The 25,383-nt window shown below is 68.7% G+C and carries 26 protein-coding genes; 12 read left to right on the top strand and 14 right to left on the bottom strand.

What is annotated here, in order from left to right:
• The first annotated feature begins 46 nt into the window (after window positions 1-46).
• Together WEE69_15610 and WEE69_15605 are read left to right on the top strand one after the other, a co-directional pair.
• A complete protein-coding gene (locus tag WEE69_15610; GenBank protein ID MEX1146730.1) occupies window positions 47-634 on the top strand; it encodes a TIGR03086 family metal-binding protein in 588 nt (195 codons plus the stop codon).
• Window positions 631-1,149, top strand: coding sequence for a DinB family protein (locus WEE69_15605; protein ID MEX1146729.1), 519 nt, complete (start codon window positions 631-633; stop codon window positions 1,147-1,149). The genes WEE69_15610 and WEE69_15605 overlap by 4 nt, the downstream gene beginning before the upstream one ends.
• Here the strand turns inward: WEE69_15605 and WEE69_15600 are convergent, their stop codons facing one another.
• Complete coding sequence (locus WEE69_15600) at window positions 1,150-1,911, bottom strand: sugar phosphate nucleotidyltransferase (protein ID MEX1146728.1); 762 nt, start codon at window positions 1,909-1,911, stop codon at window positions 1,150-1,152.
• A 70-nt stretch (window positions 1,912-1,981) separates the two neighbouring features.
• Between WEE69_15600 and WEE69_15595 the strand changes: the two genes are divergently transcribed.
• From WEE69_15595 to WEE69_15575, 5 genes are all read left to right on the top strand, one after another.
• Window positions 1,982-3,184 (top strand): HEAT repeat domain-containing protein, encoded by a 1,203-nt coding sequence (locus WEE69_15595; GenBank protein MEX1146727.1) that lies wholly within the window; start codon window positions 1,982-1,984, stop codon window positions 3,182-3,184.
• A gap of 96 nt (window positions 3,185-3,280) precedes the next feature.
• Window positions 3,281-3,901 (top strand): hypothetical protein, encoded by a 621-nt coding sequence (locus WEE69_15590; GenBank protein MEX1146726.1) that lies wholly within the window; start codon window positions 3,281-3,283, stop codon window positions 3,899-3,901.
• Window positions 3,902-3,939: 38 nt separating this feature from the next.
• Entirely contained in the window at window positions 3,940-4,296 is a 357-nt protein-coding gene (locus WEE69_15585) for a hypothetical protein (GenBank protein MEX1146725.1), read from the top strand.
• Window positions 4,297-4,317: 21 nt separating this feature from the next.
• Window positions 4,318-6,498 (top strand): MMPL family transporter, encoded by a 2,181-nt coding sequence (locus tag WEE69_15580; GenBank protein MEX1146724.1) that lies wholly within the window; start codon window positions 4,318-4,320, stop codon window positions 6,496-6,498.
• A gap of 11 nt (window positions 6,499-6,509) precedes the next feature.
• Window positions 6,510-7,301 carry a GNAT family N-acetyltransferase gene (locus WEE69_15575; GenBank protein MEX1146723.1) on the top strand — a complete coding sequence of 264 codons (792 nt, stop codon included), beginning with the start codon at window positions 6,510-6,512 and terminating at the stop codon, window positions 7,299-7,301.
• On the opposite strand, the gene WEE69_15570 is transcribed toward WEE69_15575, so the two are convergent.
• Together WEE69_15570 and WEE69_15565 are read right to left on the bottom strand one after the other, a co-directional pair.
• A complete protein-coding gene (locus tag WEE69_15570) occupies window positions 7,298-8,377 on the bottom strand; it encodes a CoA transferase (GenBank protein MEX1146722.1) in 1,080 nt (359 codons plus the stop codon). The genes WEE69_15575 and WEE69_15570 overlap by 4 nt on opposite strands.
• Before the next feature lie 31 nt (window positions 8,378-8,408).
• Window positions 8,409-8,729, bottom strand: a complete 321-nt coding sequence (locus tag WEE69_15565; protein ID MEX1146721.1) for a hypothetical protein — start codon at window positions 8,727-8,729, stop codon at window positions 8,409-8,411.
• A gap of 103 nt (window positions 8,730-8,832) precedes the next feature.
• On the opposite strand from WEE69_15565, the gene WEE69_15560 reads away from it, so the two are divergent.
• Window positions 8,833-9,870 (top strand): hypothetical protein, encoded by a 1,038-nt coding sequence (locus tag WEE69_15560; protein MEX1146720.1) that lies wholly within the window; start codon window positions 8,833-8,835, stop codon window positions 9,868-9,870.
• Between the two features lie 3 nt (window positions 9,871-9,873).
• Here the strand turns inward: WEE69_15560 and WEE69_15555 are convergent, their stop codons facing one another.
• Window positions 9,874-10,752 (bottom strand): LLM class F420-dependent oxidoreductase, encoded by an 879-nt coding sequence (locus WEE69_15555; GenBank protein ID MEX1146719.1) that lies wholly within the window; start codon window positions 10,750-10,752, stop codon window positions 9,874-9,876.
• Between the two features lie 20 nt (window positions 10,753-10,772).
• Here WEE69_15555 and WEE69_15550 point away from each other — a divergent pair, with 20 nt between their 5' ends.
• Genes WEE69_15550 through WEE69_15540 form a run of 3 tightly spaced genes read left to right on the top strand, consistent with a single transcriptional unit; the run spans window position 10,773 to window position 14,010 of the window.
• On the top strand, window positions 10,773-12,053 hold the full coding sequence (locus tag WEE69_15550) for a cytochrome P450 (GenBank protein MEX1146718.1): 1,281 nt from the start codon (window positions 10,773-10,775) through the stop codon (window positions 12,051-12,053).
• The gene (locus tag WEE69_15545; GenBank protein ID MEX1146717.1) at window positions 12,050-12,481 is read left to right on the top strand and encodes a DUF1330 domain-containing protein; all 432 of its coding nucleotides are present in this window, start codon (window positions 12,050-12,052) and stop codon (window positions 12,479-12,481) included. The genes WEE69_15550 and WEE69_15545 overlap by 4 nt, the downstream gene beginning before the upstream one ends.
• Window positions 12,481-14,010 carry a sulfatase-like hydrolase/transferase gene (locus WEE69_15540; protein MEX1146716.1) on the top strand — a complete coding sequence of 510 codons (1,530 nt, stop codon included), beginning with the start codon at window positions 12,481-12,483 and terminating at the stop codon, window positions 14,008-14,010. The genes WEE69_15545 and WEE69_15540 overlap by 1 nt, the downstream gene beginning before the upstream one ends.
• Before the next feature lie 3 nt (window positions 14,011-14,013).
• On the opposite strand, the gene WEE69_15535 is transcribed toward WEE69_15540, so the two are convergent.
• The 3 genes from WEE69_15535 to WEE69_15525 form a co-directional block, all read right to left on the bottom strand.
• Window positions 14,014-14,661 carry a nitroreductase family protein gene (locus WEE69_15535; GenBank protein ID MEX1146715.1) on the bottom strand — a complete coding sequence of 216 codons (648 nt, stop codon included), beginning with the start codon at window positions 14,659-14,661 and terminating at the stop codon, window positions 14,014-14,016.
• 19 nt (window positions 14,662-14,680) lie between these two features.
• Entirely contained in the window at window positions 14,681-15,049 is a 369-nt protein-coding gene (locus tag WEE69_15530; protein MEX1146714.1) for a hypothetical protein, read from the bottom strand.
• Between the two features lie 69 nt (window positions 15,050-15,118).
• Entirely contained in the window at window positions 15,119-16,162 is a 1,044-nt protein-coding gene (locus WEE69_15525) for a phosphotransferase family protein (GenBank protein ID MEX1146713.1), read from the bottom strand.
• 39 nt (window positions 16,163-16,201) lie between these two features.
• Here WEE69_15525 and WEE69_15520 point away from each other — a divergent pair, with 39 nt between their 5' ends.
• Entirely contained in the window at window positions 16,202-17,365 is a 1,164-nt protein-coding gene (locus WEE69_15520) for a hypothetical protein (protein MEX1146712.1), read from the top strand.
• 31 nt (window positions 17,366-17,396) lie between these two features.
• Here WEE69_15520 and WEE69_15515 read toward each other — a convergent pair whose 3' ends face one another.
• From WEE69_15515 to WEE69_15485, 7 genes are read right to left on the bottom strand one after another with little or no spacing between them, the layout of a single operon-like run.
• Window positions 17,397-18,755 carry an ABC transporter substrate-binding protein gene (locus WEE69_15515; protein MEX1146711.1) on the bottom strand — a complete coding sequence of 453 codons (1,359 nt, stop codon included), beginning with the start codon at window positions 18,753-18,755 and terminating at the stop codon, window positions 17,397-17,399.
• Window positions 18,756-18,765: 10 nt separating this feature from the next.
• Window positions 18,766-20,331 carry a sulfatase-like hydrolase/transferase gene (locus WEE69_15510; GenBank protein ID MEX1146710.1) on the bottom strand — a complete coding sequence of 522 codons (1,566 nt, stop codon included), beginning with the start codon at window positions 20,329-20,331 and terminating at the stop codon, window positions 18,766-18,768.
• Window positions 20,332-20,352: 21 nt separating this feature from the next.
• A complete protein-coding gene (locus WEE69_15505) occupies window positions 20,353-21,165 on the bottom strand; it encodes an enoyl-CoA hydratase/isomerase family protein (GenBank protein MEX1146709.1) in 813 nt (270 codons plus the stop codon).
• A complete protein-coding gene (locus tag WEE69_15500) occupies window positions 21,162-21,953 on the bottom strand; it encodes an enoyl-CoA hydratase/isomerase family protein (protein ID MEX1146708.1) in 792 nt (263 codons plus the stop codon). The genes WEE69_15505 and WEE69_15500 overlap by 4 nt, the downstream gene beginning before the upstream one ends.
• Window positions 21,950-23,212 carry an acyl-CoA dehydrogenase family protein gene (locus WEE69_15495; protein MEX1146707.1) on the bottom strand — a complete coding sequence of 421 codons (1,263 nt, stop codon included), beginning with the start codon at window positions 23,210-23,212 and terminating at the stop codon, window positions 21,950-21,952. The genes WEE69_15500 and WEE69_15495 overlap by 4 nt, the downstream gene beginning before the upstream one ends.
• Window positions 23,209-24,024, bottom strand: a complete 816-nt coding sequence (locus WEE69_15490; protein MEX1146706.1) for an enoyl-CoA hydratase-related protein — start codon at window positions 24,022-24,024, stop codon at window positions 23,209-23,211. The genes WEE69_15495 and WEE69_15490 overlap by 4 nt, the downstream gene beginning before the upstream one ends.
• A complete protein-coding gene (locus WEE69_15485) occupies window positions 24,017-25,366 on the bottom strand; it encodes a MaoC family dehydratase N-terminal domain-containing protein (GenBank protein MEX1146705.1) in 1,350 nt (449 codons plus the stop codon). The genes WEE69_15490 and WEE69_15485 overlap by 8 nt, the downstream gene beginning before the upstream one ends.
• Window positions 25,367-25,383 lie beyond the last annotated feature (17 nt).

The raw sequence follows: 25,383 nt of genomic DNA, 5'->3' as shown, positions 1-25,383 counted from the left end.
AGCGGCATCCGTGCGGGACTGCTTCGGAATCGGGCAACATCGGGCCGTGACCGAGATCGCTGACCGCTACCGGCGCCGGGCCGACCTGTTCGAGCAAAAGGTCGCGGCGGTGCAACCGCACCAATGGTCCAACCAGTCGCCGTGCGACGACTGGGACGCACGCGGCGTCGTGCAGCACATCATCGACATGCACGGCGTGATGCTGCGCCCACTCGACCGCACGCTCAGCCCGGCGCCGTCGGTGGAACAGGATCCGCTGGCCGCGTACCGAGCGGCGCGCGCCGATGTCGAGGGCGTGCTGAACGATCCGGAGATCGCCGCGTCCGTGCACGACTCTCCCGCGGGCCGTCTGTCGATCGAGGAGACGGTCGACCAGGTCGTGAGCGCCGACCTCGTGCTCCACGGATGGGACCTCGCCGCTGCGACCGGTCAGGACGCCACCATCGATCCGGAGGAGGTGGAGCGGATGTGGCCGAGCATGCAGGAGATCCCCGATGAGATGCGCACGCCCGGCGCGTTCGGTCCCGGGATGGTCGTGTTCGGTCCGCTCGTGGCGGTTCCGGAAACTGCGCCGTTGCAGGACCGGATGCTCGGGCTGCTCGGACGCGACCCCAATTTCGGCGAGCCGTCGTGATCGAGGATCTCTCCGATCCCCGGCGAGCCGAGCCGCCCTACGTCCTCGCCGAGCGCGAGATGCTCGAAGCGTGGCTCGAGTTCCACCGCACCACGCTGCTGCTGAAATGTGAAGGGCTCGACGACGCCGCGCGCACAGCGAGGCCGGTTCCGTCTTCGAAGCTGTCCCTGCACGGCCTGCTCCGTCATTGCACCGAGGTCGAGCGGAACTGGTTCCGACGCGTGCTCCTCGGTGAGCAGGATCTCCCGGGCGTCTTTCTCGACCCGAACATTGACGACAGCGAGCTCGTCCCCCTCGACGATGCCGACTGGGATGCCGACCTGGCGGCGTGGCACGCGGAGTGCGACCTTGCTCGAGCGGCAGCTGCCCGGCACCAGCTCGACGACACGGGGCTCCGCCACGGTCAGCCGTGCTCGCTGCGATGGATCTACGTGCACATGATCGAGGAGTACGCGCGGCACAACGGGCACGCGGATCTCATCCGCGAGCTCGTCGACGGTCAGGTGGGTTGGTAGTCAGCTCGCCAACGGCTGCACCGTGCGTCCGTCGCTGAGGCGGATCGCGAAGCGAAGGTGCTCGCCGGCCTCGACGCGTGCACCTGGCCACACGACCGACGCCTCCACCGTTCCCTCGACGCGCGCGTCTTCGCTGATGACTGACGTGCCGCCCGAGACGACGAGGTTCGCACCGAGGTAGCGAAGTGGCGTGCCGCAATCGGTGAAGAACGAACGCGTCGGCACCAGGTCGAGCGTCCCGGCTTCGGCCGCGGGCTGCCAGCGCTCGGTGAAGAGATGCGAGGGTCGCGCTTCGAGGTCGCGCACCGCTGACCACGGCAACACGCACGCACCGACGTACTTCCAGAGCCCGTCGAAGTCGGGCTGGCGATCGTCGAATGCCACGAGGAGGCGGATGCGCTCGCCGTCCCAGCCATCGATCAGGTCCGAGAGGTCGGGTGTGGTGAGCGCGTCGACGTTGGTGACGACCGCTGCGTCGCCGTCGATCCACTCGCGCAGCTGGCCGATCGCGCCAGCGGTGCCGAGGAGCTCGTCGGGCTCGACCGACACATGCACGGCCGGTGCGCACGCCGAGAGGTGCTGCTCCATCTGCTCGCGGTGCGAGTGAACGTTGACCGCGACGTCGTCGGTAGCCGTGTGCAGACGCTCGAGCGCACGATCGAGCAGCGGGCGGTTGCCGACGGGGCACAGCGCCTTCGGCAGCAGCTCGGTGAGCGGCCGGAGACGCCGCCCTTCGCCGGCGGCGAGTACGACCCCCTTCACCAACCGAGTGTCGCAGACGTACGCTGGGCCCGCACGAGCCCGGTGTTGCACGGAGCGGGGCGGGGGATGCATGAACGATCGAACCCGCGAGGATTGCATCACGCGCAAAAACCCGAGTCGGTACTGCGCTCGGGTCCTGGTCGCTGTGCTCGTGGTCATCGCCGTCGTCGGCGCGTCCCCGGCGAACGCGGCCAGCCCGGACAAGGAGCTGATCCAGACCATCCTGAAGAGCTCGAGCCGCGCCGACCGCGACGATGCCGCGCGCGAGCTCGCCGACCTTCTCGATCCCAAACCGATCCGCACGCTCGCGCGCAAGGCCGAGAGCAACAAGCGTGCCGCCGCCGCTCTCGAGCTGATCGAGGGTCAGCTGATCGACGTCGCGACCAAGACGCGCAAGGTCACCACGAAGACCCGCGTGCGAGCAACCAAGACGCTCGCGGCGATCGATCTCGAGGAGACGGCCGAAGCGTTGGTGGGGCTCGCGATCGACGATTCCAAGCGGAAGGTACGCAACGCGGCCGCGGCGTCGCTCGGGAAGTTGGACGAGAGCGCGCCATTGGTCGTCGACACGTTGCTCGAAGAGAGCACGGGTTCGTTCGGCGACGATCGCCGTCAGGCCGCGATCGAACGAGCCGTGGCCTCCATCGGCGTCGGTGCAATCGCCCCGCTCGGCAACGCTCTTCCCACGGCCGACGTCGACACCCAGACCCTGGTGATCGACCTGCTCAAGGCGATCGAGAAAAAGGACGAGGACGCGGTCGCGGCCGCCTGGCCGGGCATCGTGGAGACGCTGATCGCCAAGCTCGCGAGTCCGGACGGATTCGCCGCGGCTGGTCTGCTGGCGGAGATCGGAAGTCCCGCCGTTCCGCGCCTGATCGAGGTTGCCCGCCCGAGAGTCGTCGTGGACGATCCGCGTGTCGATCCACGCGCCAACGCCGAGTTCGCGCTGATCGAGATGGCTGCGACCGATCTTGCACTCGTCGCACCACTCGACCAGGCGCTCGACGATCGCGATCTCGCACTCGTCGCGGATCTCATGAACTTCTACATCCAGCTGGGCAAGCCGGGCAGTGAGGAGGTCTTGATCGCAGCCCTCAACGCCATGAGCGATGCGGACCGCGCGGGGGAGATAGCGCTTCAATTTCTCGAGTCGGGTCACCCGCCGCTGGAGGCCGCAGGTCGCGATTGGGCCGCTTCGCACGGGTTCACCGTCACGGGTCAGCCCTCGGGGCAGGTCCTCTGGGGCAACCTCGGCGGCGATCCCGCCACGTAACCGGTCGCGACCACACCGAAAAGCGTTAGGTCGGGGCCCGACCGGGACTCTCCTCCCCGAACGGCCGGCACCCGCCGGCTCAGAGGAGGAAATCTCGTGGGCACCACTCGCCGTCGCACCATCGCCGGGATCTCGACCTGTGTCGTCGCGGGTCTCGTCGCCCTGCTGTTGCTGGGATCTGGAGGGACCGAGTCTTCACGGGCCCTCGGCTCCGACCGCTCCACGCCATTGGTCGACGCCCCGGAGATCACGACCACCGCGCCGCCACAGGCGCCGGCGCCTGAGGCACCGGCTGCCCCCGAGGCGCGACCCGCAGAAGTGGTGGAGGCCGAAGTGGCTCCGCCGGCACCCCCGGCACCCCCCGCCGAGGTGCCGATCCCGCGCAACCCGGTTCCGATCGCCGACTCGACCGGGCCGGCCATCTCCAACCTGCGCTTCATGGGTTGCGTGTTCGCGGCCGACATCACCGACCCCGCGGGTGTCGCAGTGGCCACGTTGGCGTGGTCGGGTGTCCCTGATCCCGACTTCCCCGGCGAGTGGATCACACCGCCCGGCACATTCCGGATGCACAAGGCGGCGGACGGCGACCGCTATCAGGGGAGCCGGCCGCGTCCCTACCGTGGCCAGGTCTTCACCGTGACGGCCGTCGACCGCACGCTGGTCGGCAACCGTTCACAAGCGAGCGTGACGGTCAACTTCGACGGCTACCCCTGCTGAAGTCAGGGCTGGTCGATGCGGACGTCTACGGTTCGATCGTGGCGTCGGACTCACCGATGGATGACATGGCCTTCGACGGGCTCACCCTGCTCGAAGTGATCGACGCATTCGAGGCCGACGGATACACCGGGCAGTTCATCGCTCGCGAAGGCTCGATCGTCGAATGTGCCGGATGTCACGCGCGCACGCCGGCGAACGAGATGGTCGGCGACCATCGGCTCGTGCGCCTCGAAGGCGCGTCCGACCCCGACGACATGCTCGCAGTCGCCGCGCTGCGGTGCCCGAGCTGCGCCATGTTGGGCACGCTCGTGCTCAAGTTCGGCCCCGAGGCGTCGGCCATCGACGCCGACGTGCTGCAGTGCCTCGACGTCCCCGCGGGTACGAACGGGACCTGAGGAGCGCGCTAGACACGCGACGTGCTCCGCCGCGTCGCCACCCTCTGCTTCCGGCGTCGCCGCTTGACGGTCCTCGCCTGGATCCTCCTGCTGGTCGGGCTCAGCGCACTGTCCGGCAACGTCGGCGACGACTACCAGGAAGGGTTCCGGCTCCAGGGCACGGAGTCTGCCCGAGCCCAGGATCTGCTCACCGAGGCGTTCCCCGAGCGCGCCGGCGACACCGGCCAGATCGTGATCAGCGCGCCCCGCGGCGTCGACCAGCCCTCGGTGCAGGCTCGAGTCGAGCAGCTCCTGCAGAGGATCGAGCGGGTCGACCAGGTCACCGGCACGATCAGTCCCTACGAATCCGGGGGCGCGCGCCAGGTCGCCCCCGACGGGCAGATCGCGTACGCCGAGATCCAGTTCGCCGACCGCGCCACCGAGATCCGACAGGCCGTCGCCGAACGCATCATCGAGCTCGCCGACGCGGGCACGAAGGTCGATGGCGCGACGCTCGAGGTCGGCGGGCGCATGTTCGTCATCGACCAGTTCGGCGGCGCGTCCGAGATGATCGGCTTGCTCGCGGCAATCGTCATCCTGTTGGTTGCATTCGGTTCGCTGCTCGCGATGGGCTTGCCGATCCTCACCGCGATCTTCGGCATCGGGTGTGGGTTCGCGCTCGTCGCGTTGCTCTCGAACGTGATGACGGTGCCGGAGTTCACCACCCAGCTCGCGGCGATGATCGGTCTCGGCGTCGGCATCGACTACGCGCTGTTCATCGTTACCCGCTTCCGGCAGGGGCTGCACGACGGCCTCGACCCCGAGCGCGCAACGGTGCTTGCCATCGACACCGCCGGGCGCGCGGTGCTCTTCGCCGGCGCGACCGTGGTGATCTCGCTCTGCGGGTTGTTCCTCATGGGCGTCGACTTCATCCGGGGTCTCGGCGCGGGCGCGGCATCAACGGTGCTCGTGACCATGCTGGCGTCGGTGACGTTCGTGCCCGCGCTGCTCGGCTTCGTCGGTCACAACATCGACAAGCTCCGCATCCCTGGTCTGCACCGCCGGGAGAACGTCACCCGCGAGAGCGTGTGGTTCCGCTGGAGCCGTTTCGTGCAGCGACGCCCGTGGACGGCTGCCCTCGCCGGGCTCGCGGTGCTGGTGATCCTGGCGGTCCCGTTCTTCTCCTTGCGGCTCGGCTTCTCCGACACGGGGAACAACCCCCGCACCGACACCACGCGCCGCGCGTACGACCTCCTCTCCGACGGGTTCGGGCCCGGCTTCAACGGCCCGCTGATCCTGGCGGCGCGCACACCCGGTGGCCCCGAGTCGCTCGACCGGCTCGCCGACGGCCTCGAAGGCGTCGACGGCGTGGAGCAGGTCGGGCCGACGTTCCCGAGTCCCGACGAGCAGGTGGCCGTCATCCAGGTGATCCCGACGACGTCGCCGCAGAGCGAGAAGACCCAGGAGCTGATCGACCGGCTGCGTGCCGATGTGATCCCGGGCGCCATCCGCGGCACGGGTGCGCGTGTTGACGTGGGTGGGATCACCGCCGGTGGCGTCGACACGACGGAGACGCTGTCGTCACGCCTGCCCGTGTTCATCGGAGGCGTGCTCGGCCTGAGCTTCCTGCTGCTCCTCGCGGTGTTCCGCTCCGTGCTGGTGCCGGTAAAGGCCGTGGTGATGAACCTGCTGTCGATTGGCGCCGCGTACGGCGTGGTGGTCGCCGTGTTCAACTGGGGCTGGCTCAGCGACGTGCTCAACACCAGCGGCTCGGGGCCGATCGAGCCGTTCGTACCGATGATGCTCTTTGCGATCGTGTTCGGGCTCTCGATGGACTACGAGGTGTTCCTGCTCTCCCGAATCCGCGAGGAGTACGACCGCAGCGGCGACAACGCGCTCGCGGTCGCCGACGGGCTGGCCGCCACTGCGCGGGTGATCACCGCGGCCGCGGCGATCATGGTCATGGTGTTCGCGAGCTTCGTGCTCGGTGATCTGCGGGTGATCAAGCTGTTCGGCCTCGGCCTCGCGACCGCGATCTTCATCGACGCGACGGTCGTGCGCGTCGTGCTCGTGCCCGCGACCATGGAGTTGCTCGGCAAGGCGAACTGGTGGTTCCCGCGCTGGCTCGAGTGGATCCCGCGCCTGCACGTCGAGGCGGAGCCCGACCTCGAAGCCGAGCTCCTCGCGCTCCAGGCCAAGGAGTCGCAAGGCGCGGCCCGATAAGTTCGACCACCGTGCCTGGTGAGCTGCTCGCGCGCGTCTTCGAGACAGTCCTCGGCTACCTCGCGCTGGGGAACGAAGTGATCGACGGCCCGCTCGGGTGCTTCGTACGCAACCCCGACGCCCCGAACGTGTACGACGCCAACCACGGCACTCGCGTCCGGGCGAGCACGCCCAAGGAGATCAACACCGTCCTCGAGCGCTCCGACGAGTTGCTCAGCGCGTCGAGGCATCGGCAGTTCATCATCGACGGCGCGACGCCGCCCACGTTCGAAGCCCGACTCGCGCTCGACGGGTACGAACGGCGTGACGAGCTCGCGATGCTGCTCGAGGGTGATCTCGCGGGCGGGAGTGCCCCGCGCGGCGTCACGATCCGCCCCGTCGAGTCCGACGCCGACTGGGCGTCGCTCCAAGACCTCTTTCGCATGGACCATGTGGAGGAGGCGCAGGAAGGGCGTGAACCGATCTCGGACGAGACGACCCGCCAGGTCGTTGCGACCAAGCGTTACAAGGCACCGGCGCTCGCCTTCTGGCTGGCGTCGGTCAAGCGCACCGACTGTGCGTTCTTCTCGGCGTGGCCGGGCACGAATGGCGTCGGCAAGGTCGAGGACCTGTTCACCCATCCCGACTACCGCCATCGCGGCATCGCGACCGCCCTCATCCGGCACTCGGTCGACGACGCCCGAGCCCGAGGGGCCAAGGGCGTGAACATCAGCGCCCGCATCGACGACACACCCAAGGACATGTACGCCGCGATGGGCTTTCGCCCGCTCTGCGTGATCCGCTCCTGGCTCAAGACCGGTTAGCGCGCCTCGCCCAGCCAGTCGCGAAGGACCTCGTCGCGGTGCCCGTCGAGGTCGGGGGCCCGACCGCCGAGAATGCGGTGGAGGTCGCCGCGCGCCGCGAGGTGCGGGTCGCCGAGCAGGTCGCGCACGTCGTTGACCGGCGCGATCGGGACCCGTGCATCGACGAAGGCGGTGAGCACGGCGTCGCGATCGTGAGCGGCGATCCACGCGCCGACGAGCGCGTCGAGCTCGTCGACCGCGACGAGTCGTGCGCTCGGTGTGCCGAAACGTTCATGCGCCGACGTGGTGTCGTTTCCAGTCAGCGCGAGCACGCGCGCCACCTGGGCATCGGTCGTGCCCGAGACCGCGACCCAGCCGTCGTCCTTCGTGCGGTACACGTTGCGGGGCGCGCCGCCGTGCACGCGGCTGCCGCTCCGCCCGGGTGGCTCGGCACCGGCGTCCGGGTCGTACGTGTGGATGGTCGCACCCATCACCTGGAGGATCGGGTCGTACATCGTGACGTCGACGAGTCGGCCACGCCCGTCGCTCCCCGGTGCGGCGTCGCGCCACCAACACGCGGCGAGCGCGCCGATCACGCCGCCGAACGCAGTGAGCGTGTCTCCGAGCGCGACCGAAGCGAGCGTCGGCGGCCCGTCGGCGTTGCCCGTCATGTGGGCCAGCCCGCCAAACGCTTCGGCGAGGGTTCCGGCCCCGGCGCGATCGGCGTACGGCCCCGTCAGGCCGTAACAGCTCACGCTGACGACGACGAGGCGTGGATTCACCGCCGACAGCGCGTCGTAGCCGCATTGCCAGCCCTCCCGCGTCTTGGCGTCGAGGTTCTCGATCAGCACGTCGGTGGCGCCGACCAAGCGTCGGAACGTGGCGTGGTCAGCCGTGGCCAGCAGGTCGAGCACGATCGAGCGCTTGTTGCGGCCGACCCAGGTCCAGTTGCGCGACACGCCGTCGCGCACGACTCCCATCTGGCGCATCGGATCACCGCCGGGCGGCTCGACTTTCACCACGTCGGCGCCGAGATCGCCGAGCATGGCGCCGATCTCGGGCGCGGCGTAGAACGAAGCGAGCTCGAGGACGCGCAGTCCCGCGAGCGCGCCGGCTTCGGGCAGGGCGTCAGTCCTTCAGCTCGACGAGGATCTCGCGGTACGACTGCTTGCCGGTGTTCTTTGCCGTCTCGACGCCACCCTTTTCCGTGTAGAAGACGTTGCCGAACGCCACGTCGCCCTCGACGATGCCAGGTGGATACGCGCCGTGCGTGTCCTCCTCGAAGATGCCTGCGATCTTGTCGCCCTCGAGCTGGATGAGCAGGTAGTCGTGATGGTGCTCGTGCAGATCGGACGTCTCGCCCGGTTCCAGTGCGAGCTCCCAGACCTTCACGCGGTCGTTCTCGAACAGCAGCTTCGTCGCCACGTCACCGAAGGTGCGCTCAGTCATCGTGATCCCTTTCCTCGCTCCCGGGTGCCGACATCGTACGAGTAGGTCGGGTCCCGCGGGGTCTGTGGCAGACCGGCGAGAGTGCTGCCATACCATGCGATCCGTGCGCAAGCTCCGATTCGCGCTGACTGCGGTGCTGGTGGTCGTCTCGACGAGCGCGACCCTCGTGGCCACCTCAGCGCCGGCGCCCGCGGGCGAACTCGTGTTGCCGCCCACCACGACGGCGGCCGAGCGCATCGTCGACGACTACAACGCGAGGAACACGCTGAACAACGCCACGCTGAACGTCGAGGGCCAAGCCGAGATCGAGGCTCCGCCGATCAAGACGATCGACGACTCGGTGTTCCGCGAGTACCGGGGTCGAGGCGAGACGACGCTCGGCGATCCGTTCACCGTCAACGAGGTCGAGGTGTTCGTACCCGACCAGTCGAGCTACCCCCTCACGTTCTTCGCGCTCGAGCGACTCACATCACCGGAGTTGCCCGATGAGCCGACGACCCAGCTGCTCGCGTTCGCACAGGCGAGCGCCGACGAGCCGTGGAAGGCCACGCTGGCCGCGTCGTTCCTGCCCGAGGCGGACGTGCCGGATGTGGCAACCGACGACCACGGGCTCGCGACGCTGGTCAAAGGGAAGCAGGCCGCGTCGCTCCAGGTGAACCCGCGGAAGCTGGCTCCGAAGCTCGCCCGGCTGTGGCAGCGGAGCGCCGCCGGGGGTGCGATCTCCAAGCCGTTCGAGCCGGGTCTTCTCACGACCGACGCAGTTGCGCTGTTCCTCGGCGAGATCGAGCAGCTGCCGATCAACGAGGCAAGGGTGGACTTTGCGTTCCGACCGTCGGAGAGTCAACCGGTGTGCGTCGCGGCGCGCGACGGGGGAGCGCTGTGCTTCTTCGTGATCTCGTACAGCGCCACGCTCGATCCCGTGAGCGGTGCGTTCGAGCAGCCGTTGACGCGTGAGACGCTCACCGGTCTCGTCGTCCCCGGCGCGTACGGCTCGGTCACGTTCGAGCGCGCCGCGATCGTCCTGGCTGCGGTGCCCAAGCGCACACGGCTCGGCCGGGTCGACGTGGTGGGCGTGTACAACGGCCTCATCTCGGTCGAGACTTCACCGCGCGGCGTCGGCGCGCCTGACGACGCGGTCTAGTGGCTAGAGCGCGGCGGCGGCACCCACGAACTTGTCACCCAGCTCGGCGATCACTGTGCGCACCCCGTCGGGGTCAGGGGCGAACGCCGGGAGCACGAGCTGGTTCACACCGGCGTCGCGGTACGCGCTCAGGTGTGCGAGGTCGACCGCTTGCATGTACGTGCCGATCGTGATGTCGATGTCGTCGAGCGAACGGCCGGCATCACTCAGGAATCCGTCGAGACGCTTCACTGACGCGGCCGCACTGTCGGGGAGATGGTTGAAGCCGTGCCAACCGTCGCCGATTTCGGCGACGCGACGCAGCGCGGGATCGGTCTCGCCGCCGAAGTAGATGCGTGGGCCGCCTGCTTGCACCGGCTTCGGAAACATCCGGCATGGCGGCAGCTGGTACATCTCGCCCTCGTACGACGACAGCTCGTCTCGCCACAGGGTGCGGATCACGGCGAGGTACTCACGCGTGCGCGCGGCGCGCCGTTCGAACGGCTCGTTCAGCGCCTCGAACTCCTCGCGGAGCCAACCGATCCCGACGCCGAAGTCGATGCGGCCGCCCGAGAGCCAATCGAGGGTCGACACCGACTTCGCCGTGTAGACGGGGTTGCGCTGGGGCACGAGGCACACGGCGGTGCCAAGCCGGATCCGGTCCGTTGCCGACGCGAGGAACGACAGCGTGGCGAAGGGCTCGAGCAGACCGACGTCGTGTGGGATGCCGAGTCGGCCGTCGTCGGAGTAGGGGTACTTGGACGAGTACTCGTCGACGAACACCACGTGCTCGCCGACCCATAACGACGCGAAGCCTGCGTCTTCAGCCGCCGTGCCGTACGCGGTCAGGAACTCCGGCGTTCCCACCGGACTGACGCTCGGAAGAAAGAGCCCGACTCGCACGGATGGAACATACTCTCGGCATGACGACGACTTCCTCGGTGCCTCTCTCGGCGTCCGACTTCCCGCTCGGTGTCGACCTCACCGATCCGCGCACGTTTGCTGATGGCATCCCGCACGACGTGTTCGCGCGCTTGCGGCGCGAGGCGCCGGTCGTGTGGCATCCCGAGCATCCTGACGGCCCGGGGCAGGGCGCAGGGTTCTGGAGCGTGACGCGCCACGCGGATGTCCTCGAGGTGAACCGCGACGCGCAGGCGATGTCGAGCGCACGGGCCGGGAACATGATCTTCGACACACAGGGTCCGGGTGACCCGGACGCGGACCGGATGCTCGTGCACATGGATCCGCCGCAGCACACACGCTTTCGCCTACTCGTGAACCGCGGCTTCACCCCACGCATGATCGGCAAGCTCGAAGACTTCATGGTCGAAGTCACGGAGCGCACGCTCGATCGGGTCGTGGATCGCGGCGAAGCCGACTTCGTGGAGGACATCGCGGCCGAGCTCCCGATCCAGGTGATCACCCAGATGATGGGCGTCGGCGAGGCCGATCGTCCGAAGGTGTTCGAGCTCAGCAACCGCCTGATCGGCTTCGACGATCCCGAGCTCGGCGGCGACGACGCCGACTCCGCCAACCAAGCCGGCTTCGAGATGTACGAGCTCGCCAACCGCCTCGGCAAGCAGAAGCGAGCCGCGCTCGACGCGGGCGAGCAGCCGGGAGACATCGCGAGCGTGCTGCTGGAAGCAGAGGTCGACGGAGAGCGGCTGAGCGAGCTCGAGTACGACATGTTCTTCCTGCTCCTCAACGTCGCGGGGAACGAGACCACCCGTACGGCGATCGCGCAGGGGACGCTGGCTTTCATCGACCACCCCGAGCAGTGGGAGCGGCTGCGCGACGACCGGTCGCTCCTCCCCACCGCGGTCGACGAGATCCTGCGCTACTCCACCCCGATTATGAACTTCCGGCGCACGGTGATGGGCGATGGCGAGATCGGTGGGCAGGCGGTGAGAGACGGTGACAAGGTCGTGATCTGGTACGCATCGGCGAACTTCGACGATGCTGTGTTCGCCGACCCTCTGACGTTCGACGTGGGCCGCACGCCCAACGAGCACGTCACCTTCGGCGGCGGCGGGCCGCATTTCTGCCTCGGCGCAAACCTCGCGCGGCTCGAGCTGCGGGTGATGTTCGATCACCTGCTCGACCGACTTCCACTCCCGGAGCTCGCGGGCCCGGTCGATCGGCTGCACTCCAACTTCAACCACGGTCTCAAGCGCATGCCCGTCCGCTGGAAGGTCGCGTCATGACGAGCAAGGACCGCGCCGCGCGGATCTCACCCAACGCCGAGCAGTTCCGTTTGCTCGCTGCGGCGTCCGACGAGGGACCGGTCGTCATGCTCAACCTGCTCAAGTTCAAGGCCCGCGCCGACACTGGTGAGGGCACGGGTGAGGAGGCGTACCGCGCCTACGGCGACACCGCCGTTGCGATGATCGAGAAGAGGGGCGGGAGCGTCATCTGGGCCGGTCGGGCCGATCAGATCCTGATCGGTGAACCGCTCGAGGACTGGGACCAGGTGCTCTTGGTGCAGTACCCGTCGCGCGCCGCGTTCCTCGACATGGTGTCGCAACCCGAGTACCTGGAGGCGCACGAGCACCGGGAATCGGGACTGGAGCGCACGGTCGTCGTTGCGTGCACGCCGCGCCTCGACCGCATCGCCGAGCTCGGCGGGCGCTGATGGGGCGCAAGATCCTTTTCATCACCACCGACCAGCAGCGCTACGACGCGCTGGGATGCAACGGGGGCGAGATCGCCCGTACACCCGTCGTTGACGCGCTCGCGGCGGCGGGCGTCAACTACCGGCGCGCGCACAACCAGAACGTGGTGTGCATGCCGGCGCGCTCGACGATGCTCACCGGTCAGTACGTGCGCACGCACGGGGTCTATGCCAACGGCGTGCCGCTTCCGCAGGATGCGCCGAGCGTGGCCCGCGTGCTCGCCGACGCCGGGTACCGCACCGCGTTGATCGGCAAGGCGCACTTCGAGCCCGGCTTCGATCCCGACGGTCGGTGGCCCGAGAACAGGTTCGGGCGCAAGGGCAACGACATCTCGTACGGACCGCATCGAGGCTTCGAGCATCTCGAGCTCGCGATGCACGGGCCGCTCGCGTTCTGGCACTACGGCACCTGGCTTCGCACCGAGCATCCCGACGAGGCGCGTGGCTTCTACGCGTTGGTGAAGGACGGTCATCTCAACAACGAAGGCGGCGGCGACACCGGCCTCGAGCAGGTTGCGTCGAATCCGGTGCCGCGCGAGCACTACCACACCGACTGGGTCGCGGATCGGGCGATCGCTTGGCTCGACACGCTCGACGCGGACGACGACTGGTTCGTGTGGCTCAGCTTCCCCGACCCTCACCACCCGTGGGATCCGCCGGCATCCGAGGTGTCGCGTGTCCCGTGGCGCGACCTCGACCTCCCGCCCGGGCATCCGGGCTCGGTGGACGCATGCCGGGACGTGCTCGCGCGCAAGCCGAAGCACTGGCTCGACTGGTTCGACGGCCGCTTCAACAACCGCGAAGGCGGGCCAACCGGCTTCGTGCCCGCCGCGATGACGCACGACCAAGTCAGAGAGGTCAACGCGCTCGTGCACGTCGAGAACGAGCTGATCGACGAAGCCTGCGGCCGCGTGCTCCGCCGGATCGACGAGCGTGGCTGGGGCGACGACACCGACATCATCTTCACCACCGACCACGGCGAGCTCCAGGGCGACTACGGCCTGCTGTTCAAGGGTCCGTACCACTGCGACGCGCTGATGCGGGTTCCGCTCATTTGGCGCCCGGCACCGTCGGCCGGTGTGACGCCCGCCGAGGTCACGGATCCCCTCGGTCACGTCGACCTCGCAGCCACCTTCTGTGCGATCGCGGGTGAGCCCACCCCCGACTGGATGCAGGGTGACGTGCTTCCGCTCGCCGACGGTTCGGGTCGGGAGCGTGTGATCACCGAGTGGGACAGCCAGTTCGACGACATCGACATGCACTTGCGGTCGATCCACCGCGATGGCTGGACGTGCACGACGTACGAGCCCGGCGGCATCTACGACGGAACCGAGGGGGAGCTCTACGACCTCGGCGACGACCCGCGCCAGCTCCAGAACCGCTGGGACGACCCGGCATGCTCGTCATTGCGCTCCGACCTCGTCACGGATCTGCGTGACCACCTACCGCCCGCGCGGCGAACTCGGTTGACGGTCGAAGCCCCGGCCTGACTACTACCAGTGGTCCCAATGGACAACGGCGTCGAGGTCGCGTCGCTTCGCGGGCTTGAAGTCGTCCCCAACGGTGTGGGCGACCGGGATGAGCGCGACCTGCGTCACCGACTCGTACGGGATCCCGAGGATCCCAGCCATCTGGGCTTCTCGCGTGAGGTGCACGGTCGTCCACGCCGTACCGAGGCCGCGTGAGCGCGCCGCGAGCATGAAGCTCCACACGGCCGGGAGGACCGAGCCGAACGCGGTGGCGTGAACCACGAGTGGGTCGTGGTCGAAGCGTCCCTCGATGCACGGAATCATGAGCACCGGGACCTCGTGCATGTGCTCGAAGAGATAGCCGGACGACGCCATCACCCGCTTGCGCGCAGCCTTCTCATCATCAGTGAAGGCGCGTGCGCGCCTCGTCGGTTTGGGGAGCTGCGCGTAGTCGACAGCTCCGGCCTTGAAGACCTCCGCCACCGCTGCCCGCTTGGCTGCGTCGGTGACGAACACGAAGTGCCAGTTCTGGTTGTTGCCGCCGGTGGGTGCCTGGAGCGCGATCTCGAGGCACTCGCGCAACAGCGCCGGCTCGACCGTTCGGGTGAGGTCGAGCCGACGCCGCACCGCCCGGGTCGTCGTGAGGACCTCGCCGAAGCCGAGCTCGGGCACGGCCCGACGTTAGAGCCATCTACGCGTTGGAAAAGTTGCTCTCCTCCTCGTCGGGGGTGTCGTCGTGGGGTTCAGCGGGCTCGTCCGGGTTCCCGCGCTCATCGCGCGGGCCGTCCGGCCGTCGCTGCCCGCCGGGACCACCGAAGCCGCCGGGACCACCGGGAACGCACTCGCTCGGGTCATTGGGCGCGCCGTTCAGGTTGGCGATCGGGTCGAGCGACGGAGAGCCCGAGCCGTCGTCGCCGATGGCGTAGCCGACGCCACCGATCGCGAGGGCAAGCACGACGACGAGCGCGCCGGCCAGCCACGCGGGCAGCTGCACGCCGGCACCAGGTTCCTTGGGCGGCGTCGTCTCGGTCGCGTCAGCTTGCTCGGTGTCGTCAGCCATCAGACCTCCAGTGGGAGCACAGGCTCGCGAGTGTCGCGAGCCGCGCCTGAGGGAATCCTGAGAGGCCGTCTACCGGATGCGCTGGAGCAGCTCCGCGGTGAGTGGATTGCGCTCACGGCCCGCGAGATCCGGCGCCTCGCCCTGCGCATGGGCGATCGTGACCAAGGGGATGTGGATGCACGCGGCGCGGAAGCCGCCCCACGTCTCGTACCAGTCGAGGTGCTCGACCGGGCGCCCGAGCTTGCGCTCGTACGCCGCGACCATGCCGTCGGGGGCGAGGAAGCCGGGGAGGCCCTCGGTGAACTGCAGCGCGAGCCGCTCGAGGAAGAGGAACCAGCCGAGGTCGAGCTCGGGCGGCCCGAGCAGGGCCATCTCCCAGTCCATCACGGCGAGCACGGGGAGCCCGCCGCTCGGGAGCGGCGACTCGGCATAGATGAGGTTGCCGAGGCGGGCGTCGCCCCACACGAGCCCGCGTCGCGCCGGTTCGGATGGACGGTGCTCCGAGCACCAGTCGTAGATCTGCTCCAGCAGGTCGTAGCGGGCGCCGTCACTTGCCCAGTCGAGGTACGCGCGCCAGTAGCCGAGCTCTTGCTCGATGGCGCCGCGGCCGTGCTCAGCGCGATCCAGGAATCCGAGCCCAGCGGCATCGGGCTCGACGTGGTGGATGCGCGCTATCGCATCGAGACCGGCGTCGAGCACGAGAGCCTGCTCGTCGGCTGGCGCGTCCTTCACCCAACCGAGGAACTGGTAGCCGGGTCGATCGGGCGGGATCCGGCCGTCGACGCGCGCCATCACGTAGAACGGTCGACCGAGCGCGTTCGGGTCGGCTTCACGCCACAGCACCTCGGGAACGGGCACATCGGTGTGTGCGCGCAACGCCTCGAGCACGCGGGATTGCCGATCGAGGTCGTAGTCCGGGAACAGCCCTGTGCCCGCGGGCGCGAGCCGCAGCACGAGCCCCGTGTCCTTACCGTTCCACTCGGCAGTCGTGAGGATGGTCTCGTTCGAGAAGCCGCCGTGGCCCGGCGTGGAGAAGGCACCGAGCTGCACGGGCGCGCCGACGCGCGCCGCCAGCCACTCGGCAAACCGAGCACGGAGCGCGTCGTCGGCCACGGCGGCGCAGGCTACGCGCCCGCCTCTAGGGTGCGGGCCGTGACGGATCCGTCGATCGGTCCGCTGGTTCCTGCGGACGAGACGCTGCTGCACCAGGTCGCCGACACCTTCGCGATGGTCGGCTCGACCGACCTTGGTTGGACCGAGAAGATCTGGTCGCAGGCGTGCGCGCGTGACGGCTCTCTCCAGGCCGTGTTCGGCCTCGGCAAGTACACCAACCGCAACGTGCTCGACGCGTTCGGCGGGATCTCGAGAGGGCGCGGGCAGTGGACGGTGCGCGGCAGCCGCGCGCTCCATGCGGATCCCGAGCGGGCCGCGGTCGGGCCGCTGCGCTACGAGATCGTCGAACCGCTCGAGGCCGTGCGCATCGTGCTCGAGCCGAACGATGTGCAGCCAATCGCGTTCGACATTGTCTTGCGCGGGCTCGTGCCGGCCCGCATGGAGGATCGCGAGCTGCTGCGGTCACCGAGCGGCACCCGGCTGACGAACGACGTGGTGCGGTACCACCAGGCCGGAACCGCGAAAGGGTGGATCGAGGTCGACGGCGTGCGCACGGACGTGGGGAGTGACTGGATGAGTGCGCGTGACCACTCGTGGGGCGTGCGCACGAACGTGGGCGAGGTTCCACGCGACGTCCAGCCGTCCGTGTACCCACCCGACCCGCGCAGCCTCACCAGCTGGTCGCCCGTGCTGATGACTCGACCCGACGGCTCGCACTACGTGCTGTTCCACTACTTCCTTGACACGAACCTGCCCGGCCTGCCCCCGAAGCGGTTGCGCGGCGGGGTCGAGCACGCCGACGGCACCGAGGAGCCCTTCGTCGACGCCCGGCTCGAGGCCCGCTTCGACGACACGAACCGCCGCTTCCTCGGCGGGACGTTCACGTTCGTGCACGCGGACGGCACGGCGCGTCCCGTCGCGGTCACACCCGTCTCCGACACGGGATTCCACCTCGGCACCGGCCTGTACTTCGGGCTGGACGGAAAGCGGCACGGCATGTGGCGTGGCGAGCTCGTCGTCGACGGCGAGCACTTCGCCGACTGCACCGATCCCGAGATGGCGCGGCGCATCCATCAACACCGCGATTGCATTGTGGCGGTCGACGATCCTGCCGGCGGCGGCACCGGCGTCGGCCCCATGCAGACAATCGCCATCGGCGCGTTCCCCGACTACGGCCTCACGCTCGAGACCACCTTCATCTGACCGCCCACCCAATGGTGCGTCCCTCACCCGGCTATTCCGGGCTCAACGACGCACCCTTGTGGTGGAACGTGTTCGACGGCCATTGCGGGCGGTAATAGCCGCGGAAGTGCAGCTCACCGTCGCGCAGCTCGCGGATGGTGAGGAAGTCGCCCTTGTAGCCGCGGTGGTCGTACTCAGAGAACGTGATGTAGCACGACGGTCCGCCGTTGGTGCACGGCATCCACTTGATCATCTCCAGCCCCTGCTTCACGTGCAGGGGAGTGGGGATGCGCGCGTTGGCGATGCCTTGCATCGCGACCCGTGCCGTGTCGTACGCGAGTGCGACCACGACGTTCCGTGAGAGACGTCCGAAGCGGGCCTGGAAGCGCTCGCACATCGCCTCGTAGTTCGGGTTCTTTCCGTCCTCACCCAGTTGGTCGACGCCGTGCCAGCCCTCGAGCCCGGCGGCCCACTCGTTGGAGTTCGAATAGAACATGAACGCGGTGTCCATGATGCGCGGCGGATCCCAGCCGAGCTCTTTGAACGCCTTGGCGTAGTGGATCGTGGAGTACCCGTATCCGACGTGGGCGACCGCTTCGGTGCCGAGATCGCGCATCTCGGCGAGCGACTCCTTCATGTTCTTCGGGTTGAAGTCGAGCACCACTTCCTTGGTGATCTCGAGCCCGAGCCGGAGCGCCGTACGCCGGAAGTAGTCGGCGTACATGTCGCTCGCCGATCCCTCTTCCCACAGGAAGCCGACCTTCTTGTAACCCTGGTCGAAGAGCCAGTTGGCGCACATCACCGACTCCGTCGGGATGTCACCGTTGGCCACGGTGAACACGAACTCACCGAACGCTCGAGTCGTTCCCGTCCACAGCAGCACCGGAACGCCGGCCGCGTTCGCGTACGGCATGAGCGTCTCGGAGTTGTCGGCGATGAACGGCCCGATGACGACGACGCACCCTTCGTCGACCAGCCGTTGGTACCCGTTGATGAGCTTCCGGAAGTTCTCGCGCGGCAGGCCGCGCGCGTCGACCGTGAACAGCTCGATCGGCCGGTTGAAGATCCCCTCGTTGAGCGAGTCCTCGATCGCCAGGATGTACGGGTCGATGCAGTCGGCCAGGAGCTGGCCGAGATCCATGTCGATGAGGAACCCGATGCGGACGGGCTCGAACGGGTCGCCCTGGGTCTGCACGCCTGCGGTCGGCGGGTAGATGACGATGCGCTCGACCGCCTTCTCGCCGACGCGCCCGCCACCCTCGTACCACTGGCTTCCCCGCCACGAGCCGAGCTCCGCGGTGTCGACACCCGACACGACCGTGCTGACCGCGCGGTCGGGGAGGGCGACGCCGGGATCGACCGGCGCCGGGAACATCCGCTCGGCGTACTTCGATGGCCCGTCGTCGCTCATCGGTGTCTCCCTACTTCTCGAAGTAGGCGGAGTGCTCCATCATCCCGGCAGAGTGCGTGCTCCCGTCGCCGACACCCTCGGGGCGCGTGTGCGTGTATGCGCCACGTTCGAGATCGAGCAACGCGTCGAAGCGCTCGCGCGCATCCGAGGGGTGCGCTCGGTCGACGGCGAGGTTCACCAGCTCGCCCGGGTCTTCCTGGAGGTCGTACAGCTCGTGCTCCAGGTCGACGAAGTCGGCGTCAGGCCCGAAGCGCATGCCCTTCTGCCATGGGATCGTGCGCCCCATGCTGTCGACGCCGCCGCCGACGCCGTAGTAGCGGACGTACTTGTAGCGACCGTCGAAGCAACCCCTCAGCGCGAAGCGCAGCCCCACGCACGACATGTGCCAGGCCTGCTCTTGTGCGAAGAGCACGTGGTCGCGCACAGACTCGGCCTCGCCCACGAGCAGCGGTGTGAGGTCGGTGCCCGACATCGTCGAGGTCGTGGCACCGTCAACGCCGGCGAGTGAGGTGATCAGCGACGGGATGTCCGCGCTCGATGTGAGCGACTCGGTGGACGAACCCGGCGCGGCGATCCCGGGGGCGCGCACGTAGCAGGGCACATGCATGATCTCCTCGTATGCGAACGGCCCCTTGCCGCGCAGTCCGTGCGAGCCTGCTTGCTCGCCGTGGTCGCTCGTGAAGATGACCGCGGTGTCGTCGGCGTTCCCCGTCGCGTCGAGGGCATCGAGGATTCGGCTGATGTGCCCGTCGGACAGCGTGTGGAGATGGAAGTAGTAGTCGAGCGCGCGCCGCCACCTGCGTTCGTCGTCGGGCTCGAGGAACCCGAACATCGTGTGGTTGTCCTCCCAGCGCCACTGCTTGTGCACGGCCGGCTTGGCGTTGAGGTCGTCGTCGAAGTTCGCCGGCAGGTCGAAGAGCTCCTCGTACTCGCCCTCGAACGTGGGGATCGAGCCCCGGCCCGGCACCGCCTCGCCGATCATCGATGCGTACGCCTCGGTGCGCTCGCGGTTCGCAGCTTGGTAGTCGGGCTGGTCGGCCGGGTACCAGCAGATGTCGTGCGGATTCACCAGCCCGATCACGAGCAACCACGGCTCGGTGCTGGTGCCGTGCTCGCGCAGCCAGCCTTCGGCGTTCGTGGTGATGATCTCGTCGTAGTACGTGCCCGTGCCCGCGAGCCCAGTCCACGCCCAGTCTTCGCCGCTCCAGTCGGAGAAGCCGTAGCGCTCCATGTCGGGGTTCCCGTACGAGAGGTGCCACTTCCCGACGTAGCCGGTGTAGTAGCCCGCGTCGCGCAGCATGTGGCCGATCGTCCGGGTCGCGGTGTGCAAGTCAGGTTGCGCAGGGTCCACGAACACGTTGTCGGTTACGCCGTGCTCAGGCACGTACTGGCCGGTCAGCAACGTGGCGCGCGACGGCGAGCACGGCGACGAGTGGGTGTAGTGGTTGCGTAGCTCCATGCCCTCGTTCATCAGGCGGCCACGACCGGGGAGGCGGGCCTGGAGCTCGTCGGGGATCCAGCTGCGCGCTCGTTCCTGGTCGCTCATGATCAGCACAACGTTCGGCTTGCTACGCACGGGCATCCTCCTTCGGGGAGGTCAATCCTCGTTCGTCGAGTCGAGGGGCTCCCAGTGCGGTTCGCGCTTCTCGGCGAACGCGCGCGGGCCTTCCTCCTGGTCGGGATGACCCCACATCGACACTAAATGCTTGGCGCCGGCGCGACACGCATCCGTGAGCCCCGCTTCGAGCGCGCCCCAGAGAGCCTTCTTCGTGGCGGCCATGGCGGCGGGGGAGTTGCGAGCGATGGTCTCGGCGAGCTCCTGTGCTCGCTCCCGGAGGCGATCGGGTGGATCGACGATCTCGCTGATCATCCCGAGCTCGTACGCCCGGTGCACGTCCATGCGCTCGTAACGTCCGACGAAGGCCATGCGCATGACCGCCTCGACCGGCATCTTGCGGATCAAGCCGATGGCTTCGATCGCGACGACCTGTCCCACGGACACGTGGGGGTCGAAGAACTGCGCGTCCGCCGCCGCGATCACGATGTCGGCCTCGGCCACCCAGTGGAACCCGCCACCGCAGCAGATCCCGTTCACCGCGGTGATGACCGGCTTCCAAACGTGCTGGTGCCACGCAGTGAAGTGAAGGTCCCAGTTCTCCACGGATTCTTGGTACCGCTGCATGCCGACGCCGTCGGACGCGATCTCGGCCACGTCGACGCCGGTCTGGAACGCCCGTCCTTCGCCGGTGTGCACGATCACCCGGACCTCGGGGTCACGGTCGAGCTCGAGCCAAGCGTCGGCGAACTCGTCGCGCATCTTGGCGTTCATGGCATTGAGCTGGTCGGGTCGGTTGTTGATCAGCCAGCCGACGGGGCCGTGGCGCTCGACGATCAGGTGGTCGTACGTCATGTCCATGCTGCCTCGCGCTTCTCGGCGAACGCGCGCGGGCCCTCTTCCTGATCGGGGTGACCCCACATCGCGATGAGCTCCTGCGCACCGGCGCGACATGCGTCGGTGAGTCCGGCTTCGAGTGCCCCCCACAGGGCCCGCTTCGTAGCGGCCATGGCGGTGGGGGAGTTACGGGCGACCTTCTCCGCGAGCTCTTGCGCCTGCGCTCGCAGGTCCTCGGGCGGGTCGACGACTTGGCTAATGATCCCGAGCTGGTGCGCACGCGCGGCGTCGATGCGCTCGCGGCGGCCGACGAGCGCCATGCGCATGATCGGCTCCATCGGCGACTTGCGGGCCAGCGCGATGCCTTCGTACGCGACGACCTGGCCGATCGAGACGTGCGGGTCGACGAACGTGGCGTTCGAGGCCGCGATCACGATGTCGGCGTCGGCGACGAAGTGCAGGCCCCCACCGGCACACACGCCGTTGACGGCGGCGATCACCGGCTTCCACACTTGGCAGTGCCACGCGGTGAAGCGCAGCTCGGCGTCGCGGGTGCGGCGCGAGTGCTCGCGCAGCGCGTCGCGGTCCTTGGCCACCTGGGTGACGTCGACGCCGGTCTGGAACGCCCGTCCCTCGCCCGTGTTCACGATCACGCGCACATCCGGGTCGGCGTCGAGCTCGCGCCACGCACGTTCGAGCTCGTCGAACATCATGGCGTCCATGGCGTTGCCGGCGTCGGGCCGATCGAACACCAACCAACCCACTGCTCCTTGGCGCTCGACGCGCAGCCTCGTGTAGTCGGTCACGACCGCGGCACCTCACCCCATGGGGAGTCCTTCCACGGGTCGGGCTCGCGGGGGAGGCCGAGCACTCGCTCGCCGACGATGTTGCGGTTGACCTCGCTGGTGCCGCCCTCGATGGTGTTGGCGCGGCTGCGGAGCATGCCGTGCACCTCGTGCGGCAACGACGAGTCGTAGTCGGCGGCGTCGCTCTCCCATGCCATGGCGTCGACGCCGAGGAGGTCGGTTGCGAGCACCTGCAGCCGCTGGTTCACCTCACCACTGTGGATCTTGCCCACGCTGCTGCCAGGACCGGGCCGTCGGCCCGCGGCCAGCCCGGCGCGCACGCGCTGGTTCGTCCAACCGCGGATGCGCTCCTCCGAGTAGAGCGCGGCCAAGCGCTGACGGATCACGGGCTCCGACGTTCGTCCGCGCTTCACCGCGAGGTCGACCGCGTGCTCCACGCCCAGGCCACCGATCCGGTCGACCCCGCCCGATCCTGCACCGGCGACCATCTGTCGTTCCGAGGAGAGCGTGGCGTTGGCAACGCGCCAACCGTCACCGACGTCGCCGACGCGTTGGGCGTCCGGCACGCGTGCGTCGTCGAGGAACACCTCGTTGAAGTCGGCTTCACCGGTGATGTGTCGCAGCGGCCGGATGTCGACTCCGGGTTGATCGAGCTCGAGCAAGAAGTACGTGATGCCCTTTCGCTTGGAGACGGTCGCGTCGGTGCGGGCGAGCAGCACCGCGAACTCGGATTCGTGCGCCCACGTGGTCCACACCTTCTGGCCGGTGACCAGCCACTCATCGCCGTCCTGCGTCGCGCGCGTGGCCAGTGATGCCAGGTCGGAGCCCGCGCCCGGCTCGCTGAAAAGCTGGCACCACCGCTCCTCGTTGCGCACGATCGGCGGGAGGAACCGAACGCGCTGCTCGTCGGTGCCGTGCGCGAACAACGCCGGCGCACAGAGGTTGAGGCCGAGAGGGTTGAGCCGTCCGAGGTTGTAGGGCGCGAGCTCACGGTCGATCGCGCGAGCGACGTCGAGCGATACGCCGAGACCCCCGTACTCCTGGGGCCAGGTGGGCACGACAAGCCCGGAACCACCGAACACCGGGTACCAAGCGGCGTACTCCTCGCGTGTGCGCACCGCCCGGATGGCTGCGCTGCCGCCCCGCTCACCTGCTTCGCGCCAGGCGACGGGTACGTGGTCCTGCACCCAACCGTGCACCGCCGCGATCGCATCGTCGGTGCTCGTGGACGCGTCGATCGAGAGTGCGGCGATGCTCATCGCCCCGAGAAGCGGGGATCGCGCTTCTCGACCATCGCAGTGATGCCTTCCTTGAAGTCGTCGGCGCGCGACGACAGCTCCATCGCGAAGCCTTCGTCGGCGAGGTGCTCGTCGAAGACCCTTGCCGTGCCGCGGTGCACCAGCCACTTGGTCAGCCCCAGCGCGACGGTCGGTCCCGCACACATCTGGGTGACGACGTCGTCGGCGACGGCATCGACGTCGGCTGACGCGACCGAGCGGTAGACGAGTCCCCAGTCGGCGGCCTCCGCCCCGGAGAGCTCGCGGCCGAGCATGAGGATCTCCTTGGCGCGCGCGACGCCCACGAGGCGCGGGATGAGCCAGGTGCCACCACTGTCAGGCGTGAAGCCGCGCTTGGAGAACGGCTCCCAGATCCGGGCGTCGTCCGCCACCACACAGAAGTCGACCGCGAGTGCGAGGTGCAGTCCGAGTCCGGCTGCCCACCCGCGGACTGCACAGACCACCGGGACCTGCGTATCGAGCACGAGCGGGATGAGTCGATGGGCCTGACCGGGGAGCCGACGCTGGATCGCGCCCACGCGCGGACGAGCGTCGCCGGCGCCTTCGCGGGCGGCGAGGTCGAAGCCGGAGCAGAAGTCGTCGCCTGCGCCCGCGATGCGGATGCAGCGCACCGACTCGTCGTTCTGCGCGGCTTCGAGGTATCCGATCAGCGCCGCGGCCATCGTGTCGTCGATGGCGTTGCGTCGCTTCGGCCGATCCAGCGTGACGCGCAGCACGCCGTCGGTGAGCTCGGCGCCAACCCCCGGGACCGGCTCGTACACGGTGTCACTCACGTCTTGCCCGCTCTCGGCCCTGCGGGCCGGGCCGCTCGGGCCCGGACTCGCTGCGGTCCGGGATACCCGGCCCGCGATCGCTCGTCTCGTCGAACCTCGCTGCGATCGCGGTCAGTGTGCCTTCGAGGTCGGCTGCGCCGCCTGGAGGGTCGGGGAGTCGCACCGGACCATGCTCGCGGCTCGGGAGCAGCACCGTGGCGTGGCCGGGCGTGGTCTGCTCCCCACGCTGGTTCTCGGCCTCGAGGTCGAGGTCGACCGCCGGACGATCACCTTCCGCCAGGTACTTGCGCGTGACGCGACCGCGCAGCCATTGCGTGTCACCCACATAGTTGAACTTGCGGAACTCACAATCGAGACGCCAGAGCCACGCGTCGTCGCCCATCCAATCCGTGCACAGGTGGATGAGCCAGGTCTCGCGCATCCGGCCGTAGTCGAACGTCGTCGGGTTGCCTGCCCGGCGCGCAAACTCGGGATCCCAGTGCACGCGCTGCATCACGTCGGGGATGCCCAGGTCGTCGCGATGGTAGAAGCGCGGGATTCGCTGGCGGTTCTCCCATGCGAGCCGTAGGGGCTTCACGCCGTAGAGGCCCATCCCCATGCCGACGTGCCAGCACACCATGTCGGTGACCGTCAGCGGACCCTTGACGAGTGGGCCGACTTCGTCGCCTTCGCTCACGTCGTCCCACCAACGTGGCTCGGCGCCGCGCGGAGCCTCGCGCGCGTACTGCTCCTCGATCGGCGCGAGGGACTGCTCGTCGTACGGCTCGATGACCGGTGGCGCTTCCTTCTTGCGCTCCCGCGCCTGCTCGCGCTCGGTGCGGATCATGTTCTTGTACTGCCCGGAGAGGATCGTGCCGTTGTCGGTGCGGAACACCTGGGCGGTCCACTCGTGCACGGCCCGCCCGGCGAACTCAGACTCCTTGTCGAGCGCTCCCACCAGCGCGTTGCGTCGCCACACGCGCTGTCCCGCCCGCAGTGGAGCCCACCATTCGCGCACGCTGGACGCGTAGTACGCGTGCACGCCACGGAGCGGGTCGCCCTTCATGAGCTCGGCCTGGCCGGCGGGGACCTCCGCGACCTCGTCCTCACCGATCAACGTGTCGCCGCCGACCATGGGAGGAGGGGCGATCGGCTCGTGCCAGCGCGTCTGCGCGGCGTACTCGGGATCCCACCAGAGCGGGTTGTCGTCGCCGTACGCCTCGGCGACGTGGCGGAACGAGTCGAGCCCGGGTGCGAGGTAGTGAGGCGGCTGCGGATGAGGTTCGGGGACGCCGATCCGCGCGCGCAGCCGGGCGATGCCTTCGTCGGTGATGCGGCCGGTGGTCTCCGCGGTTGCTGGCACTGATTCCCCCGTAGCTG

Source organism: Acidimicrobiia bacterium (genome assembly GCA_040881685.1).
Classification (GTDB): domain Bacteria; phylum Actinomycetota; class Acidimicrobiia; order IMCC26256; family PALSA-555; genus SHVJ01.
This window is presented reverse-complemented; position numbering and strand designations above follow the sequence as displayed.

Excerpts from the sequence above, each read along its gene's own strand:
- WEE69_15545 (MEX1146717.1), top strand. The coding sequence starts at position 12,050 with ATGACGAGCAAGGACCGCGCCGCGCGGATCTCACCCAACGCCGAGCAG.
- WEE69_15550 (MEX1146718.1), top strand. The coding sequence starts at position 10,773 with ATGACGACGACTTCCTCGGTGCCTCTCTCGGCGTCCGACTTCCCGCTC.
- WEE69_15495 (MEX1146707.1), bottom strand. The coding sequence starts at position 23,212 with ATGAGCATCGCCGCACTCTCGATCGACGCGTCCACGAGCACCGACGAT.
- WEE69_15530 (MEX1146714.1), bottom strand. The coding sequence starts at position 15,049 with ATGGCTGACGACACCGAGCAAGCTGACGCGACCGAGACGACGCCGCCC.
- WEE69_15565 (MEX1146721.1), bottom strand. The coding sequence starts at position 8,729 with ATGACTGAGCGCACCTTCGGTGACGTGGCGACGAAGCTGCTGTTCGAG.
- WEE69_15515 (MEX1146711.1), bottom strand. The coding sequence starts at position 18,755 with ATGAGCGACGACGGGCCATCGAAGTACGCCGAGCGGATGTTCCCGGCG.
- WEE69_15595 (MEX1146727.1), top strand. The coding sequence starts at position 1,982 with ATGAACGATCGAACCCGCGAGGATTGCATCACGCGCAAAAACCCGAGT.
- WEE69_15540 (MEX1146716.1), top strand. The coding sequence starts at position 12,481 with ATGGGGCGCAAGATCCTTTTCATCACCACCGACCAGCAGCGCTACGAC.
- WEE69_15505 (MEX1146709.1), bottom strand. The coding sequence starts at position 21,165 with ATGACGTACGACCACCTGATCGTCGAGCGCCACGGCCCCGTCGGCTGG.